Annotated in this window: 13 protein-coding genes and 1 riboswitch; of the genes, 6 read left to right on the forward strand and 7 right to left on the reverse strand. The window is 44.0% G+C overall.

Features of this window, described 5'->3' with window-relative positions:
- Positions 1-5 precede the first annotated feature (5 nt).
- The 3 genes from MSG36_RS06960 to MSG36_RS06970 form a co-directional block, all read right to left on the reverse strand.
- On the reverse strand, positions 6-989 hold the full coding sequence (locus tag MSG36_RS06960) for a MoxR family ATPase (RefSeq protein WP_048608533.1): 984 nt from the start codon (positions 987-989) through the stop codon (positions 6-8).
- Positions 990-1,119: 130 nt separating this feature from the next.
- Positions 1,120-3,528: a tetratricopeptide repeat protein gene (locus MSG36_RS06965; RefSeq protein ID WP_248366881.1), complete on the reverse strand. Its 2,409-nt coding sequence runs from the start codon at positions 3,526-3,528 to the stop codon at positions 1,120-1,122.
- A gap of 192 nt (positions 3,529-3,720) precedes the next feature.
- Positions 3,721-5,268 carry an arylsulfatase gene (locus tag MSG36_RS06970; RefSeq protein ID WP_017060009.1) on the reverse strand — a complete coding sequence of 516 codons (1,548 nt, stop codon included), beginning with the start codon at positions 5,266-5,268 and terminating at the stop codon, positions 3,721-3,723.
- A 346-nt stretch (positions 5,269-5,614) separates the two neighbouring features.
- On the opposite strand from MSG36_RS06970, the gene MSG36_RS06975 reads away from it, so the two are divergent.
- The 5 genes from MSG36_RS06975 (at position 5,615) to MSG36_RS06995 (ending at position 12,282) form a co-directional block, all read left to right on the forward strand.
- Positions 5,615-7,177 (forward strand): arylsulfatase, encoded by a 1,563-nt coding sequence (locus tag MSG36_RS06975; protein WP_048608536.1) that lies wholly within the window; start codon positions 5,615-5,617, stop codon positions 7,175-7,177.
- Between the two features lie 416 nt (positions 7,178-7,593).
- Positions 7,594-8,688, forward strand: coding sequence for a cytochrome c peroxidase (locus MSG36_RS06980; protein ID WP_048608538.1), 1,095 nt, complete (start codon positions 7,594-7,596; stop codon positions 8,686-8,688).
- On the forward strand, positions 8,681-11,068 hold the full coding sequence (locus tag MSG36_RS06985; RefSeq protein ID WP_248366884.1) for an ATP-binding protein: 2,388 nt from the start codon (positions 8,681-8,683) through the stop codon (positions 11,066-11,068). The genes MSG36_RS06980 and MSG36_RS06985 overlap by 8 nt, the downstream gene beginning before the upstream one ends.
- Before the next feature lie 13 nt (positions 11,069-11,081).
- A complete protein-coding gene (locus MSG36_RS06990) occupies positions 11,082-11,510 on the forward strand; it encodes a hypothetical protein (protein WP_248366887.1) in 429 nt (142 codons plus the stop codon).
- Positions 11,511-11,616: 106 nt separating this feature from the next.
- Positions 11,617-12,282, forward strand: coding sequence for a DUF2057 family protein (locus MSG36_RS06995; protein ID WP_050646096.1), 666 nt, complete (start codon positions 11,617-11,619; stop codon positions 12,280-12,282).
- 87 nt (positions 12,283-12,369) lie between these two features.
- On the opposite strand, the gene MSG36_RS07000 is transcribed toward MSG36_RS06995, so the two are convergent.
- From MSG36_RS07000 to MSG36_RS07010, 3 genes are all read right to left on the reverse strand, one after another.
- The gene (locus MSG36_RS07000) at positions 12,370-12,528 is read right to left on the reverse strand and encodes a hypothetical protein (protein WP_017070406.1); all 159 of its coding nucleotides are present in this window, start codon (positions 12,526-12,528) and stop codon (positions 12,370-12,372) included.
- A 120-nt stretch (positions 12,529-12,648) separates the two neighbouring features.
- Complete coding sequence (locus MSG36_RS07005) at positions 12,649-13,365, reverse strand: Crp/Fnr family transcriptional regulator (RefSeq protein ID WP_050712525.1); 717 nt, start codon at positions 13,363-13,365, stop codon at positions 12,649-12,651.
- A 256-nt stretch (positions 13,366-13,621) separates the two neighbouring features.
- The gene (locus MSG36_RS07010) at positions 13,622-14,641 is read right to left on the reverse strand and encodes an adenosine deaminase (protein ID WP_248366890.1); all 1,020 of its coding nucleotides are present in this window, start codon (positions 14,639-14,641) and stop codon (positions 13,622-13,624) included.
- A gap of 90 nt (positions 14,642-14,731) precedes the next feature.
- Positions 14,732-14,831: riboswitch (purine riboswitch) on the reverse strand.
- A gap of 167 nt (positions 14,832-14,998) precedes the next feature.
- On the opposite strand from MSG36_RS07010, the gene MSG36_RS07015 reads away from it, so the two are divergent.
- On the forward strand, positions 14,999-15,781 hold the full coding sequence (locus MSG36_RS07015) for a LuxR C-terminal-related transcriptional regulator (RefSeq protein ID WP_248366892.1): 783 nt from the start codon (positions 14,999-15,001) through the stop codon (positions 15,779-15,781).
- Positions 15,782-15,923: 142 nt separating this feature from the next.
- Here the strand turns inward: MSG36_RS07015 and MSG36_RS07020 are convergent, their stop codons facing one another.
- Positions 15,924-16,418 carry a GNAT family N-acetyltransferase gene (locus tag MSG36_RS07020; RefSeq protein WP_248366894.1) on the reverse strand — a complete coding sequence of 165 codons (495 nt, stop codon included), beginning with the start codon at positions 16,416-16,418 and terminating at the stop codon, positions 15,924-15,926.
- Positions 16,419-16,577: the final 159 nt, after the last annotated feature.

Raw genomic sequence — 16,577 nt, forward strand, 5'->3', positions numbered from 1 at the left:
CCTAGTTATCCAATCTCGATATTATCGAGCAGTTCTTCAACCACTCTTTGATGGTCAACACCATCGGCCAATGCATCATAAGACAGCGAGAATCGGTGACCTAACACGGTTGGCAACATGGCACGCACATCATCTAACGTGACATGGTCACGTCCTTGCAGCCATGCATAAGCGCGAGCACATTTATCTAATGCGATAGAAGCACGCGGGCTTGAACCAATTTCTATCCATTTAGACAAGTTTGATTCTGGGTAACGCTCTGGCTTACGAGTCGCCATCACCAAGGCCACAATGTAGTTCTCAACCAAATCGGAAACGGCAATGTCTGGAAGTTGGCGACGAGCTTCAAGTACCAACTCAGGTTCAATATGTTGTGGCGTGACTAATTCTGAACTGGTTTCGCTACCGAGTTCCTCACTGCGCACAAGTCGAATGATGTCGCGTTCAGCTTCATCTTCTGGATAGTCGACCGTCACTTTCATGATGAAACGGTCCATTTGAGCTTCAGGGAGTGGATACGTACCTTCTTGCTCAACTGGGTTTTGCGTAGCTAATACCATGAACAGATCTGGCAGAATATGAGTTTGACCACCCACAGTAATCGTCCCTTCCGCCATCGCTTCAAGCAGAGCAGCCTGTACTTTTGCAGGCGCACGGTTCACTTCATCGGCTAATACAATGCTGTTGAAAATAGGACCCGGTTGGAAATGCAACTGAGGCTTTCCATCAAGCTCTTGATACACCTCTGTGCCCGTCACATCAGATGGCAGCAGGTCTGGCGTAAATTGAATTCGACCAAAACTGGTGTTCAGTAGATTCGCCAGCGATTTTACTGAGCGAGTTTTCGCTGTACCGGGAAGTCCCTCTAAAAGCACATGGCCATTAGTCAATAACCCTATCACCAGAGCCCGAACGACGTGGCTCTGACCGATAACACTTTTCTCTGTTTGTTCAATCAGTTGGTTTATTGCTTGTTGCGCATGGTTCATAGGTCTTCCCTTAATTCAATCTGGCTGCGTACATCCTACTCACAAGCCCCATAACTATTAGTTATAAACGCGATAATTGGTTACAAGCGGAATAAGTAGCAAGCTCGATAGCCAAGCTCACCTCATCGCTTTATTTAAACCTAGCTTTCAATTGGTTAATGGCTTCCGGCGGTGCCACTTTGCTCAATGATGAAATACATTGCTCAAACGCCTTTGGTACGCCCGGTATATGGCTGTTTCGCGCCAACACTTCACACTGGGCATACAGGTGCTGTGGGTTGCGGCTAAATTGGTAAGCCTTGTGCAGTGATTTACTAGCTGCAAGCACATCTGATTTTTCCAAAGCCAATCCGTACACATACCAATATTGTGGGTCGGTTTGCGCAGTTTCAGCGGCTTGTTTAAGGTAGTCTGTTGCTTGTTCGTAATCTTTTACACGAAGCAGAGACAGTCCTGTGCTGTATGGTAAAACACTCGATTTAGGCTGAGCTTCAATACCTTGCTTCAAAGTCGACAACGCTTTTGCTTCGTTACCTTGCGCTCGATACAAATCCGCCAAGTTGGCGTAGCTGTTTTCGAAGTAAGGCTCAATCTCGATAGCACCTAAATAGAATTCGATTGCTTTATCGTGCTGACCTAAATCTCGGTAAACATTTCCTAGGTTAGTGCGTCCAAACCCTCTGTCGGCATTAAATTGCTGTATCTCAATGTACTCTTCCAGTGCAGGTTTGATTTGGTCTTTCTGCAAAGGGTTCATTTCTCCCCAGTAACGCACTAATGCGCCTGCGGTTTCTGAACGAATCGACAATACAGGATCTTTCAGTAGCGGCTCTAGAATCTGCCAACGATCAGTAAATGGGAAACCAGACGAGCCTTGCACCACACCCAAACGGATCATTTCGTCATCATGTTTCACCGCTCTTGCCAGCGAGATAAGCGTGTTCTTGCCCGTATTACCGCCCAAACGTTCTAAGCTCGATGCTCGAATGATATTGCTTAAGCTGGAATCCTGAGCCGAATACGCCAAAGCATCCTCTGCCCCTCGATGTCCTATTGAGTCTGCATAAAAGGCAACGGCAAAGTGCTGCTGATTACGGTACTTAGAATCTGGGAACCATTCACCAATTTGCTTATCTGCCCACTGGTCGGTTTGGTCTTCATGACAGCTAGTGCACACGTTCGGCGTTTTAATGTGTTGGCTAATATCAGGACGTGGGATATGCCAACTGTGGTCACGCCTTGGATCGACCTCCATGTAAGTCGTCTCTGGCATGTGACAAGTCGTACATTGTGAAGCTTCAGTATTCGCTTCGTGGAAGGTGTGCTTCTCAGGCGTGTATTCTGATGCAATGTGACATTGGCTACACACGGCTTCTTCCGCAATTTTTAGTTCAGCGGTATGGGGATCGTGGCAGTTAGTACATGTGACGCCTTTTTCAGCCATCACGGATTGAAGGAAAGATCCGTAAACGTAATCTTCATCGTAGATTTGACCATCGTTGTGGTAAAGCTCAGGGGTAATTAAGCTCAGGCGATACTTATCAAAGAATGACCCGTTAACGTGGTCACCCGTTTCATTTAACTGAGTACGTCGACTGTGGCATTGAGCACAGGTTTGAACTTGGTTGGTATGGATGATGTCTTTTGGTTGCAGGGTTGAGTTGCCCTCTTGGTAGATCCACTCTTTGACCGACTTCGACAAGTCACGATCAAAGCCATAATGCGCCGAGACTGTAGCATCCTTTCCGCCGTTAGCTTTGGCTAGCTTGGCCTGCTCAACGTGCTCGCTTGCAGGGCCATGACAGGCTTCACAACCGACATTAATCTCCGACCAAGTAGTGTTGTAAGTATTGCTCGCGCTGTCGTAGTTTTTCTCTAGATTCGTTGAATGACAATCGGCACACATGAAGTTCCAGTTTTGACCGCTGTTGGTCCAGTAGAATTCATCAGTGTTGGTGGTGTCAGGATAGAGGTGATACCAACGTTGGCCGCCTTCGCCCTCAGTTCGAGAGTCCCAAGCGAAAGGAATCAACTGTACACGGCCGTCTTCAAATTCAACCATGTATTGTTGTAGTGGTTCAAAGGCAAAGGTATAGCTGATTTTGTAATCTTGGAATTGGCCGTCTGGCCCTTCGATATTGACCCAGAACTCTTCGCCCTTGCGAAAAAATCGGTTGGGTTTACCGTCATGAGTGACTGTTTGATCGTTGAAATCGCCTAATACAGATTCGTCTGTAGCATGCTTCATCGCCATATCATGATGAGAGCCCTCCCACGCTTCGACTTCTTCACTATGACAATCAACACACGCTTCCGAACCGACATAGGTGGCTTTAGAGCCGATAGGTAAAGCGTCAGAGCTAACGTGTGAAGCTACAGATCTGGTCTTTGAAATATCAGAGTTGATATTAGGATCTTGCTCCTTGGCATAAGCGTTCAAACTGAACAGCGACAACATCAGTGGAGACAAGATTGCGGATAATACTGCGACTCGCTGGTGTTTCAATCCGATTACCAGTAAGCACAACCATGCAGACATAACATTCCTTGTTTTTATACATCCTTATGCTTAATAAGGTAGACGTAAAAACAACGAATTTACAATTATTTAGTGGCAGTGAGCTCGATAGTTGTGACTCATATTCACGACCGGGATTTACTCATCGGTATGCGCATAAAAAAAGAGCTCCTAAGAGCTCTTCAATCTGTTCAGTTTCACTCAAACAATCACTTACTTGTTATGAGATTCCTGCAGTTTTTCCATTACCTGATCCAAGCTAAAGCTCGCTGCTTTTTGACGTGGCGGGTATTCAGCAAAGGTTTCTAGGAACTTGCCGACATACGCCTGTGCTGGAACGAACATATAAGCATGGTCTAACAACCAGTCGTAGTATGTGTTCGATGTAATGTCTGCGTTTTCGTATGGGTCCATACGCAGGTTAAACAGCTTAGGAAGGCGTAACGTCACGAACGGTTCAGCCCAGATTTGCATGGTACCCGTTGCACGCTGCTCCATGAACACCGCTTTCCACTGGTTGTAACGAAGCGCCGCTAAATCACCATCATCGGTAAAGTAGAAGATCTCCGAACGACGGCCTTTCTCTTCTTCACCGGTTAAGTAAGGAAGGAAGTTATAACCATCTAAGTGAACCTTAAATGTTTTATCACCGGCAGTATGACCTTTGAGTAGTTTCTCTTTGATTTGGTCATCACCAGCAGCGGCAACGAAGGTTGGCATCCAGTCCATATGGTGCATGATTTCGTTGGATACGGTTCCTGGTTCAATCTTACCAGGCCAACGAACCATCGCTGGTACACGGTATGCGCCTTCCCAGTTGGTGTTTTTCTCACCACGGAACGGGGTTGTACCCGCATCAGGCCAAGAGTTCATGTGAGGGCCGTTATCCGTTGAGTAGAAAACGATGGTGTTGTCTTTGATTCCTAACTCGTCTACTTGCTTCAATAGTTGCCCAACGTGTCGATCGTGTTCAACCATACCATCAGCGTAGTTACCAACGCCGGTTACGCCTTTACTGTCAGCTTTCACGTGCGTTCTAAAGTGCATACGTGTTGCGTTCCACCAAACGAAGAATGGTTTGTCCGCTTTCACTGCGCGATCCATGAAATCAAGTGCCGCGTCTAGTGTTTCTTCATCAACCGTTTCCATACGCTTACGCGTTAGTGGGCCAGTATCTTCAATCTTGCCATCAGCAAATGACTTGATAACGCCACGAGGGCCAAATTTCTTACGAAACTCTGGGTCGGTCGGGTAATCTTCATTTTCTGGTTCTTCTTCAGCATTTAGGTGGTAAAGGTTGCCAAAAAATTCGTCAAACCCGTGTGCTGTTGGAAGGAATTCATCTTTATCGCCAAGGTGGTTTTTACCAAATTGACCTGTCATGTAACCCATAGGTTTCAGCATTTCTGCGATTGTCGCGTCTTCTGCTTGTAAGCCAATGTCTGCACCCGGCAAGCCTACTTTACTCAAACCCGTTCGTAATACACTTTGTCCCGTAATGAAAGTAGAGCGACCAGCAGTACAAGATTGCTCTGCGTAGTAATCGGTAAACATCATCCCTTCTTTGGCGATGCTATCAATATTCGGGGTTTTGTAACCCATGAGACCGAAGGTGTATGCACTCACATTGGATTGACCAATATCGTCCCCCCAAATGACCAATATATTTGGCTTTTCTGCCGCAAAAGTGGCGCTGGACGCGGCCATCATTGCTGTACCCAAAATCGCTAATCGACGTTTAGCGCCATATTTCGCTGTCATAGAAACCTCTTCGTAAGTTATTTGCATCCTGCCCTACAACGTATAGTCCATTTTTTGCACATGCGCGAGATTCCCTAAGCTATTAATCTTTTTGTCATTTTTATTGAGATACGGATACAGAAATCATCGATAGGGTTTACGCCAACAAACATGATAAGGATCACACATACAAACTAAGGCTTTATTCTAGGTACCCACTGGAGCTGATATTAATCAATAGGTTACCTAAGCATCATAACGATTGGTTATAAGCACTATAAAAGGACGGAACGGAATTTTGGGAATAACATTTGCTCATCGATGTGTTGTTCTAACGCATTAATCTTAAAAGTGAATCGGAGTCCTTATGGGTACTAAAATTAATAAACTAGCATTAGGTGTTGGCTTATTAGCAGCTTCTTCAGCGGCAACAGCAGCAGAAAAACCAAACATTCTTGCTATCTGGGGTGATGACATTGGTGTATTCAACATCAGTGCATACAACAACGGTATGATGGGTTACGAAACACCTAACATCGACCGTATTGCTAACGAAGGCGCACTATTTACTGACCACTACGGTCAACAATCGTGTACTGCTGGTCGTGCTGCATTCCTAACCGGTCAAGAACCTTTCCGTACAGGTCTACTGACTATCGGTATGCCGGGCTCTGACCACGGTATCCCTGATTGGGCTCCAACAATCGCTGACCTTCTTAAAGAACAAGGCTACATGACAGCTCAGTTCGGTAAGAACCATATGGGTGACCAAGACAAACACCTTCCAACGAACCACGGTTTTGACCAGTTCTTCGGTAACCTTTACCACCTGAACGCGGAAGAAGAGCCAGAGACATACTACTACCCTAAAGATCCTGAGTTCCGTAAGAACTTTGGCCCTCGTGGTGTAATCAAGTCGACTTCTGACGGTAAGATTGAAGATACTGGTCCTATGACGCGTAAGCGTATGGAGCACGCAGATGAAGAGTTCCTAGAAGAATCTCTAGCGTTCATGGAAAAAGCAGTGAAAGCTGATAAACCATTCTTCATCTGGCACAACACGACTCGTATGCACGTGTGGACTCGACTACAAGAGAAATACCAAGGTAAATCTGGTATCAGTATCTACGCAGACGGCATGCTAGAGCACGATGACCAAGTGGGTATCCTTCTAGACAAGCTTGATGAGCTTAAGATCGCAGACAACACAATCGTTATCTACTCGACCGATAACGGTGCAGAAACGGTATCTTGGCCTGATGGTGGTGCTACTTACTTCCACGGTGAAAAAGGTACAACTTACGAAGGCGGTATGCGTGTTCCTCAGCTAGTTCGCTGGCCTGGTACTATCAAACCGGGAACTAAGATCAACGATATCATGGGGCACCAAGACTGGATCCCTACTCTACTAGCAGCCGCTGGTGATGATAAAGTGGTTGAGAAACTTGCGTCTGATAAAGGTGCAACTTACAACGGTAAAAACTGGCGTGTTCACCTAGATGGTTACAACTTCCTACCTTACTTCCAAGGCAAAGAAGAGGAAGGCCCTCGTGACAGCATGCTTTACTTCTCTGCTAACGCTGAGCTAAACGCAGTTCGTTGGAATGACTTCAAGATTTCGTTCGCAGTAATGGACGGTAACATCGTTGATGCGGTTCGCTTCCAACCAAACTGGCCTCAAGTTGTTCACCTACGTGCTGACCCATTCGAAAAAGCACCACACGAATCGGGCATGTACCTACGCTGGATGGCAGACAACATGTGGTTATTCGTACCAGTAGGCGGCAAAGTACAAGAGTTCATGAACACGCTACCTGACTACCCTATGCAGCAAAGCCAAGTGTTGAACCCTGGTAACTTCAACCAAAATGCTTACATGCTTCAAGGTAAACTTAAGCAACTAGAAGCGGCAGCAGCGCAAGCTAAATAAGCCCCTTTAGACCATGTAATTCAAGTAGTTTAGAAAGTACATGATGTAATACCAAAGCCGTGGTCACTCTATGCAGTTACCACGGCTTTTCTATGTCTGGCACTTGTTTTCTGTATCTGCATCAGTATCTGACTCTTAAAAATCCGAGTTTTATACAACAAGGTCTTTTCGAATTGACCGTTAGGTCACTAACTTGCCCTACGTAACGCGTTGTTTCTAACGATCCCTGTCCCTTGTCATCCAACGATTCAATGACTTCATCTTGCTCCTCTCCTCTTGTTACACCATCTTCTTGCAACATCACCACTATGAAACTAAGTTTATAAATATACACCTCTCATCCACAGGGTGAATAAGGTTTAAATCAGAAGGATTCTGACTTGCCAAAATTATCTAAACTAGATGGAACTAATACTATGAAAACGCCATATTTAGCAGTAATAAGCATCACTGTCATTTGCGTTTCAATAGGCCTACTGGTTTATGACGCCGCTTCTTTAAAGATGCACGCCTCATTTGAACACCAAGAAAATCACTCTCATGCAAACGACTATGATGATTCATACTCTTCAGAACACGACTCAAATACAGACTCACAAGATGCCCGACAAGCGGCATTTCCAGATCAACAAATATTCCCAATTCCAGATTCGACCGAGATTAACAATGAACTTGCCAAGATAGGTTGGGCGCTATTCAAAGACCCTAACTTATCGTCGAACCGAAGTGTCAGCTGTGAAAGTTGTCATAGCCTGCAAACCAATGGCGCTGAAGTGATTCCTGTTTCCATTGGCGTAAATGGAGCGGGAATGCGAAATTCACTCACCGTTTTTAACGCTGCCTTTAACTACCGATTTTTTTGGGATGGTCGGGTGAATAACCTTGGCGATCAAATCGATGGTCCAGTACACAACGTCGACGAAATGGATTCAAACTGGAAACACATTACGGATTATGTGTCTCAATCGGAAACTTACATCGACTTATTCCAAGAACAATCAACGCCCATTGACGAAGCTTCAATTAAGGCTGTTCTTATTGAATTTATGCAGGGTTTGACCACACCAAATGCCCCTTTCGACCTGTATTTAAAAGGTGACAACGCAGCACTTTCTGAAACCGCCAAACGAGGTTGGGAAACCTTTCAAGAAGAAGGCTGTATTCGTTGCCACCAAGGTACCAACATTGGTGGAGGCATGGTGATGCGATTTGGTTACTTCGGGTTATCGAAAACAGGAGCCGAGCGAAGTGAAGACCAAGGTCGCTTTATGTTTACCGCTCAACCACAAGATAAGCATCTATTTCGTGTTGCTAGCTTAAGAAACGTGGCGATCACTGCACCCTATTTTCATGACGGCCAAACAGCCACACTCGAAGAAGCGATCAAAATCATGGGTGAAAGCCAACTCGGTAAAACGTTTGAAAAACAGACCATCAACGATATCAAGGTCTTCCTCGAATCCCTTACCGGTAACCGTCCTCAAATGTTAATGGAGTTTGAAAATGAATAAGATCAGACTCATATTTCTACTGTTTGTATCGCTTTTCATCGGCTTAATTAGCTTCATTATGCTGACCTACTCCGAGCATGAAAAGGTCACCGAATATGGAGTGCCTATTCGGGAGTTAGGCCATGAAGTATTAGAAATGCGTGATCACATCACCAATGCAGCGCTTGCGGGTATTTCCAACCCTTATCAAATGTCTGCAGATTTGGTGGCTTTAGAAAGAGAGTTACAACTGCTCAGAGAAAGTTATCAAAGCGAGAATATCCACTCTACGTTCTTTAAACACTTACCAACAGCGCAATTATTGGAGCGCTTCTACGATGCTTCAATGTCGAACTTAGATACGCTAGACAACCTAGTAGGACTTAGTGTGGCTCGTCAGTTTATTTTGCAATCTTTAACTCTACAACTCACAGAGAGCAGCTCAACTGATGCAGAGATAAACAATGCAAATATCGACATTCAAAGCGCGCTTCTTGCGAGTGTGTTGGTTGGGGGAATCGAAATTAACCATTCTGGTGTCAACTCCGAGCTGGCGAACCTTTATAAAACGTTTACCGAACTCAATCAGCAACAAAGTCAGCTGTTATCTCAAGTACTTTCAGCACACAGCATGGAGTACATTGAACATATTGAGCATGAGTTTACCGATCTGCAAGACCAACTTAAAAGTATCATCGTTAAGCTTATTATCGTTTTGGCGTTGCTGACTTTAGTGTTCTCATTCACCATGTTTTTCTTCCGAGTCTTCGAACTCAAAAGAAACAACCTCTCCTATCAAGAAGCCGCAGACAAAGCAGAAAAAGCCAGCGAAGCAAAATCTCTCTTTCTAGCGACCATGAGCCACGAGTTACGAACCCCAATGAATGGTGTGTTAGGTATCGCTCAAATCATAAAGGAAGACTCGCAAAGTTTAGATACTCGCAAACAGGCCCAAATCATCATTGATTCAGGACAACACCTTGTCACCATATTAAATGACATTCTTGACTTTTCTAAGGTGGAACAAGGCAAGATGGAGTTGGAATATAGCCCGTTCTCTGTCACCGACGTCGTGACACACCTTGATAAAACATTGACACCTCTTGCAGAAGACAAAGGCCTAGCTTTTATCATTAAAGATAACATTCCTACCAATATTCAGTTGATTGGTGACTCTGCACGTACCCGTCAGATCTTATTTAATTTAGCAGGCAACGCAGTCAAGTTTACTGAGTCAGGAAAGGTTGAAGTGGAATTCTTGATTGCACCGACAACCCCAACAAGCGTGAATATATTAGTGACTGACACAGGTATTGGCATTGCAGAAGACAAAATCGACCATATATTTACCGCCTTTGAACAAGCCGAGATCTCAACAACCCGTAAGTTTGGTGGCACAGGGTTAGGGCTTTCCATTGTTCAGCAGTTAGTCGAACTGATGGGCGGAACAATTAAGGTTTCCAGCCAGCTTGGTTTGGGCACTCAATTTAAGATCTCTTTGCCGTTGGAAATGCATGAGCTTGAAGAACAAGTCATCGACCAAACGCCAACCAAAACCAATGAGACTCTCGATGACTTCTCAGTATTGTTAGTCGAAGACAACAAGATCAACGCAATGGTGATTAGGAAGTTCTGTGAGTCGATAAACTTAACGGTTGAGAATGCCTACGACGGTTTACAGGCCTTAGATAAGTTGGCGTCAAACCAATATGACCTGATCATAATGGACAACCATATGCCCAACATGAGCGGTATTGAAGCGATTCAAAAAATCCGTGGCGAACTCAAGCTGACTACGGTTGTTTTTGCATGTACCGCCGATGTATTCAAAGAGGCCCACGATGAATTCATCGAATCAGGCGCAGACTTTGTACTCACCAAACCGTTACAGAAAAACAGCTTACAAAACGCCATCAACGAGTTTCACCAACAGTTTGAGGTCAACCGCCATCACTCCGTTAGCGCACACAATCTTCCAAACAAGGAAAAAAGTAACATCACGATGTTAACGCGTCACCCTAAGAACAAATTGCCACTCACAGAGGAAGAACTGTCGCGTAGCCAATTTTTAGCTAATGATGAGCTTAAAACAGACGAGAAACTCAAATGCTTAACTTCTCTCGTTGATGAGCTAGAAAACGAAATCGATGAGTTGATAGAGCTATTTTCGGACGCTAAACAGGATGACCTATCCAGAACATTGAAGGCGGTTAAAGAGATTGCAGCAAGGTATGAAATGAACGAAGTGCTTGAACTCGCGAGCTCAGCCGAACAGATAGCCGATCAACACATCATGCCCGAAGCAGAATTACTTCAACAACTGATCAATCGATTGATGGTCAATAGTCATCAAGCCACTCGATTGATACACAAACTCCACCAGCAACGCAAAATGGGGTAAAGGAAGGTATCACATGATATGGAATTTGAACTTACCTAACACCGGCCCACACTTGTTCTTGGCTCTTGGTGCAACCATCATTTTTGTGGTCGACTATCATGTACCTTTGGGCATTGCTATGGCCGTTCCCTACGTTACGATAGTATTGCTTGCGGCAACAACGAAAGATCCAACCTCCACAGTGATGTGGGCTATCACCTGCACCTTGCTTACGCTCATTGGCTACTACCTATCTAGTACGGGCAGTGAAACCTGGTTCGTCGCCTTCAATCGCGTAATTACCATCTATGCTATTTGGATTTCGGCAATCGTTCCTATTTATGTCTCTTTAAAACCGCCTCAAGCGCCAACGAACGTCGATGAAGATGCTTTAACAGAAAATAAGGCAAGTCCACGCTCTCACCTGACTAGAAACCGCACAATAAACACGTTCAAAAACTAGGCTTAGGTTAAGTTTCGGTGAATTTTACCAAATCGAGACAAGGCAACTTGAAATACTTCTTTATGCATGCGAGTGTAGAACTACTCACCTAAATAACTGTATGACTATGAAAACATTACAATCCATTGCGCTGCTTTCGACAATTATCGCAGCACCACAAGTGTTAGCTGACGTAACAATTGAAGTTCCTTCTAGCGCAGATGCTTTAGTCGAAGTCTTAGCTGTAAATGAAGCTAAACCCGATCTTGACGGTGGTTTCTTCTCTTCGAGCAAAACGATCACCGTTCCAGATGGCGTAAACCAAATCGTTTTCAAATATCAACTTGCTTTCAGCCAAGGCAACGACCGTGAGTTTGTCGACAGCGATACTATTATTGCTACTTTTGATGCGACAGACACAGCATTGACGTTTGACATGCCTAAGTTCCGTAACACCAACGAAGCGAAAAAAGGCCTTCAAAACTTAGATTGGAAACTGGTTGATGAAAACCAAAATGCAATCAGTGTTAAGCAAGATAAGCTAATCAAAGATGGCATGCAGATTGGTCGTAAGTACCCGCAAGAAGCGAAGGAATACAACCAAAAAGGCGGCATCGCAGCACTTACAGTAGGTGCGAGCGCGGGCGCAGCGGCTGCTGTCGCACAACCAGTAACGCTTCCAGCAAAGATTGACGGAAATGCAGCAAATACAGCTGAAGAGATGCTCTATTTCTGGTACGAAAAAGCGGATGCTGAAACCAAGCAGAAATTCAAAGACTACGTGAACAAGTAGCTCAATGGTCTTAATTTAAAAATGAAAGAAGCTGGCACACTGCCAGCTTCTTTTTATCTTCATCTAGATGATTTAGGCTTATAGAGATTAAGCAGACTCAGTCGATAACACTTTACCATCCACTTTAGTTGGCCATCCTAGCGCTTTATACTCAGCTGCTAGTAAATGGGCACAGCGGCTAGAAACCCTTGTTTTAATCCAGTCACCAAGTCCCAATACTTTATATTCCAATACAGCCATTTTCATAACAATTCTATTCCGCTCTAATTCAATTTATAAATCTAGAGTGAACATTATAGATATTCTCTTTTGATGTATGTTCCTAAAAGAACACTGTGCATAATTTTTTTCGTTTGATATTGAAGTTCATACCTTAATATCAGCGACAGGATCTCGCATCATCAAATTCATTGGTGAAATACGCTCATACAAACCCTCAATGTCGGTGATAAACACCTTCCCTCTTTGGATCTTCACTAAGCCCTGTTGCTCTATTCCTTTGAGCACCTCATTCAATCTGGGTCTCGAGATCCCGGTAATGGTACTCAATTGAGTTTGTGAGATATTAATACTCACGGTCGCACCTGCAATATTGTTCTGGCGCGCCGCAAGTTCCAACAAAACGTAAATGGTTTTCTGTTCTTTTTCATGAATGGAGGATAAGTAAGCTTGCATCCAAATAGATTGTGCTCTGGTCCCACTGTGCAGCAGCCATTTGAATACCATGCACTGCTCTTCAGCCAGCGCTAACACTTTCTCGGCGGGAAACAGTACCATAGTGATAGGCTCGACCTCCTCTGCCACAGCGAAGAGGTTGTAGTTGGCATGAATAGTCAAAGCGCCTATCCAATCTCCCCTTCCGATCACACCACCGGATATGCTTTTCATATTTTCGGTAGAAAAGCAGATTCCCGCGGAGCCGCTGAGAATATAGAAAACGCCAGGCAGGTTTTGGAATTTTTGGGTAATTTCGAGGCTATGAACACTCGTTTTGAAAACAGCAATTTCGATTAGGCTATCGATCAATTCTTGCGGCAATTCACATGGCCACTCTATTTGTTCACTGATTGTTGGGTCTAACAACGCTGTATCCCTCCTCCGACAATCGCTAACTCTGTATCTATACAGCGTGGTTACTGTATCTCTACACTCCCTCTAAATGTAGTGCATCACAGCCAAGGTAAGCTGTTTTTTGCTAAATAAGATCATATTCTTTAATAAGTTAAGTTGTTCCTTGGTCTAACAATCGCTTGCAGCCAATATAACAACGACCAACATATGTCGGTCGTTATAAGGCGCTATGCTTCAGAGTTTTGGCCGTCGAAATCTAAACGACAGATTACTCAGAATTAGCTTTAGTTTTAGTTAAGTAACCTAGAACAAGCTCTCGATATTGCTGCTTCAATGGCGCTTCAATAAAGCTCGCGTCTATCGCATTCAAACTAAACTGCGCTAGCTCCTGGCACGTCATCTCATGAGCTTGGCTCACCGCATTAAAGTTATCCGACATGTAACCACCGAAATAAGCAGGGTCATCCGAGTTAATCGTTACAGCCACGCCCTTTCTCAGCAGCTCGACAATGTTGTGGTCTTCCATCACATTGAATACGCGCAATTTAATATTCGACAGTGGGCACACCGTCAGTGGCATTTTAGTTTCAATCAGTTCTTCGATTAAAGCTTCGTCTGTCATGCACTGGACACCATGATCCACTCGACTCACGCTGAGCATTTCAATCGCATCGACGATGTTTTGAGCCGGCCCTTCTTCTCCTGCATGCGCCACCGTTAAGAAGCCCGCTTGTTTTGCTTGTTGGAACACACGCTTGAACTTCTCTGGTGGGTGTCCTAATTCAGAAGAGTCCAGTCCAACCCCGACGATCTTATCTTGATGCTTCAACACATCGGCGAACGTTTGAATGGCGCTCTCTTCAGACAGATGTCGTAAGAAACAAGCGATAATTTGAGAAGAGATACCTAACTGTTTTTGACCACTTTCGAGCGCACGATGAATCCCGTTAATCACAGTTTCAAATGCAATACCACGCTCCGTATGTGTTTGAGGATCAAAGAAAATCTCAGTATGAATAACATTGTCGGCTTTACAACGCTCTAAATACGCCCAAGTTAAATCATAGAAATCTTGTTCAGTGCGCAATGCATCGGCACCTTGATAATAGATATCCAGAAATGATTGCAAATCATCAAATTCGTATGCGCGTCTTAGTTGCTCTGGGGTTGAATAAGGCAGCTCAATGCCATTGCGTTGAGCAAGCTGGAAAAGTAACTCGGGCTCAAGCGAGCCTTCAATGTGTAAATGCAACTCTACTTTTGGGAGCCCTTGAATAAATGCGTTCATATTTCACCTACTATGGATTTTAGGTGTGCACTTACTCTGAATAATAGACCGGAGGTTTTCTTGAACGCCATTACAAAGAGTAAGAACACAATTGTGATCTAAACCCTTCGTAATCAGCACTTTGCGGGAGCTGGTAGAGACCCCCAAACCATATCATTGGGGTTATACGAAGCAAACGGTTGCTACTATACAGAGTTCAGTGTGAATTTCACTAATCGTTTCTCGATAAAACTAATAAATTACTCAGTAGCATTTCAGAATACTCGCCACACCTTATTCAGAACGACATTCTAATATTAGGTTGACACACTTCAGTTATTGCCGCTATTTTGTCTAAAACCACAAAAGACGGTCGATATGAAAAACAACCCATTCGCGAGCTTTGAGGATCTCCTCTCTCACCAAACCAACACTTTGACCGCATGCCAACCCAAAGATTTCGATAGCGCTTTTTTGTTACTGGCAAGAGAAGCGCTCGCTTGGTTTAAGCTCGACAGACTTACCCTATTTCCAAACTCAATGATTCTTCTGGATACAGGAAAAAGTATTTCCGTATCCCAAACAGATACTCCACCGCTTGAAATGGAACGCTTTCTAAAAGGCAATTATCTTGATTACCTTAAGCTTTTACGTTCAAAAGAGTGTTGGCAGTTGTTCCCTGAAGAAACACTAAAGAACCATAAACTCGACCCGTTACGTGTACTTTATGAAGAAGGCGCACATTGGCATGGGATTGTAAGCCTTTCGTTGTTTGGTCAGCAGTGGGGAGCTATCGGCTTCTCACGGTTCAATCATTACGATAAGCCAATTGAAGAGGCTGACATGAAGCGAATCAAATTGCTGAGTGATATCTGGCTCTGTTTTTGGCAGCATTCCAAAATGACGCGCAGTGTCACCAGTGATGAAACCAATAATATTAACGAGAGTGAAAAGCTATTATTGCTGACCAAAAGGCAGTGTGCGGTTCTGACTCAATTGGCACAAGGTTACACCGCAAAGCAATGTGCAGAGATCCTCTTTTTAAGCCCTAGAACCATTGAGTCACACAAATACCGCATGTTGGATATTTTGGAACTCGACAACCATACCGAACTGATTCAGTTTGCACTGCGAAATGGCTTTGGCATCGATAATCCATAGCGATATTATTAAAAGATCTGATAGTAACGAATGCTTATAAACACAAAACCCTCAAGCAAATAAAGTTTGAGGGTTTTATTAAAATGACTTTGTTAATTAATATCTTATTCAACTGTTTCAGTTATATCGAGTCACTTCGCCTTCATAGGTAATCTGGTCGTATTCTCGACATCAACAACATATCAATGTACTTACCGCCTTTGAACGTACTGAGTCTTTTTGTGCCTTCTAACTGAAAACCTACACGTTCATACAAAGCAATCGCGGCGTGGTTATCGGCATGAACCTCTAACTCAAGACGCACGAGGTTAAGCCAGTTATCCGCCTGATTGATCGCTTCTTGCATTAACGTCTTACCGACCCCTTTACCATGCATATCCGGGTGAATCGCAATACCAAGACCCGCGCAGTGCCTGTCTCTTACCTTGGTGGTCATGAATAAAGTAATGTGACCCACTACTTTGCCGGATACTTCCGCAACCAAAGTGAAATGGTCTGAATGACCAAACAGTCGCTCCACTTGATCAGAGCTAAGAAAAGGCTTTTGTGAGGTATTCTCTAATACTGACGAGTGTCGATAAATATCAAAAATATCTTGGTTATCGGTGGGTTCAAGATGTCTAATTTGTATTTCCAAAGCGCTTCCTTATTATCTGATTCTAGATATAAACTATTTTTCATATTACGGATAGCAACGAGCACCTACAACCTTTGAAGGTGTAAGTGCTCGAAATAATTAAACAAATAGAAAGACTGAGCTTAAGCTTCTGCTTTGATTAGTTTTGTTGACGTAGTG

It is taken from the genome of Vibrio sp. 1CM8B, assembly GCF_023161685.1.
GTDB classification, from domain to species: Bacteria; Pseudomonadota; Gammaproteobacteria; order Enterobacterales; family Vibrionaceae; genus Vibrio; species Vibrio coralliirubri.

Coding starts and splice junctions, on each gene's coding strand:
- MSG36_RS06965 (WP_248366881.1), bottom strand. CDS start 3,528: ATGTCTGCATGGTTGTGCTTACTGGTAATCGGATTGAAACACCAGCGA.
- MSG36_RS06960 (WP_048608533.1), bottom strand. CDS start 989: ATGAACCATGCGCAACAAGCAATAAACCAACTGATTGAACAAACAGAG.
- MSG36_RS06985 (WP_248366884.1), top strand. CDS start 8,681: ATGAATAAGATCAGACTCATATTTCTACTGTTTGTATCGCTTTTCATC.
- MSG36_RS06975 (WP_048608536.1), top strand. CDS start 5,615: ATGGGTACTAAAATTAATAAACTAGCATTAGGTGTTGGCTTATTAGCA.
- MSG36_RS06995 (WP_050646096.1), top strand. CDS start 11,617: ATGAAAACATTACAATCCATTGCGCTGCTTTCGACAATTATCGCAGCA.
- MSG36_RS07000 (WP_017070406.1), bottom strand. CDS start 12,528: ATGAAAATGGCTGTATTGGAATATAAAGTATTGGGACTTGGTGACTGG.
- MSG36_RS06980 (WP_048608538.1), top strand. CDS start 7,594: ATGAAAACGCCATATTTAGCAGTAATAAGCATCACTGTCATTTGCGTT.
- MSG36_RS06990 (WP_248366887.1), top strand. CDS start 11,082: ATGATATGGAATTTGAACTTACCTAACACCGGCCCACACTTGTTCTTG.
- MSG36_RS07015 (WP_248366892.1), top strand. CDS start 14,999: ATGAAAAACAACCCATTCGCGAGCTTTGAGGATCTCCTCTCTCACCAA.
- MSG36_RS06970 (WP_017060009.1), bottom strand. CDS start 5,268: ATGACAGCGAAATATGGCGCTAAACGTCGATTAGCGATTTTGGGTACA.
- MSG36_RS07010 (WP_248366890.1), bottom strand. CDS start 14,641: ATGAACGCATTTATTCAAGGGCTCCCAAAAGTAGAGTTGCATTTACAC.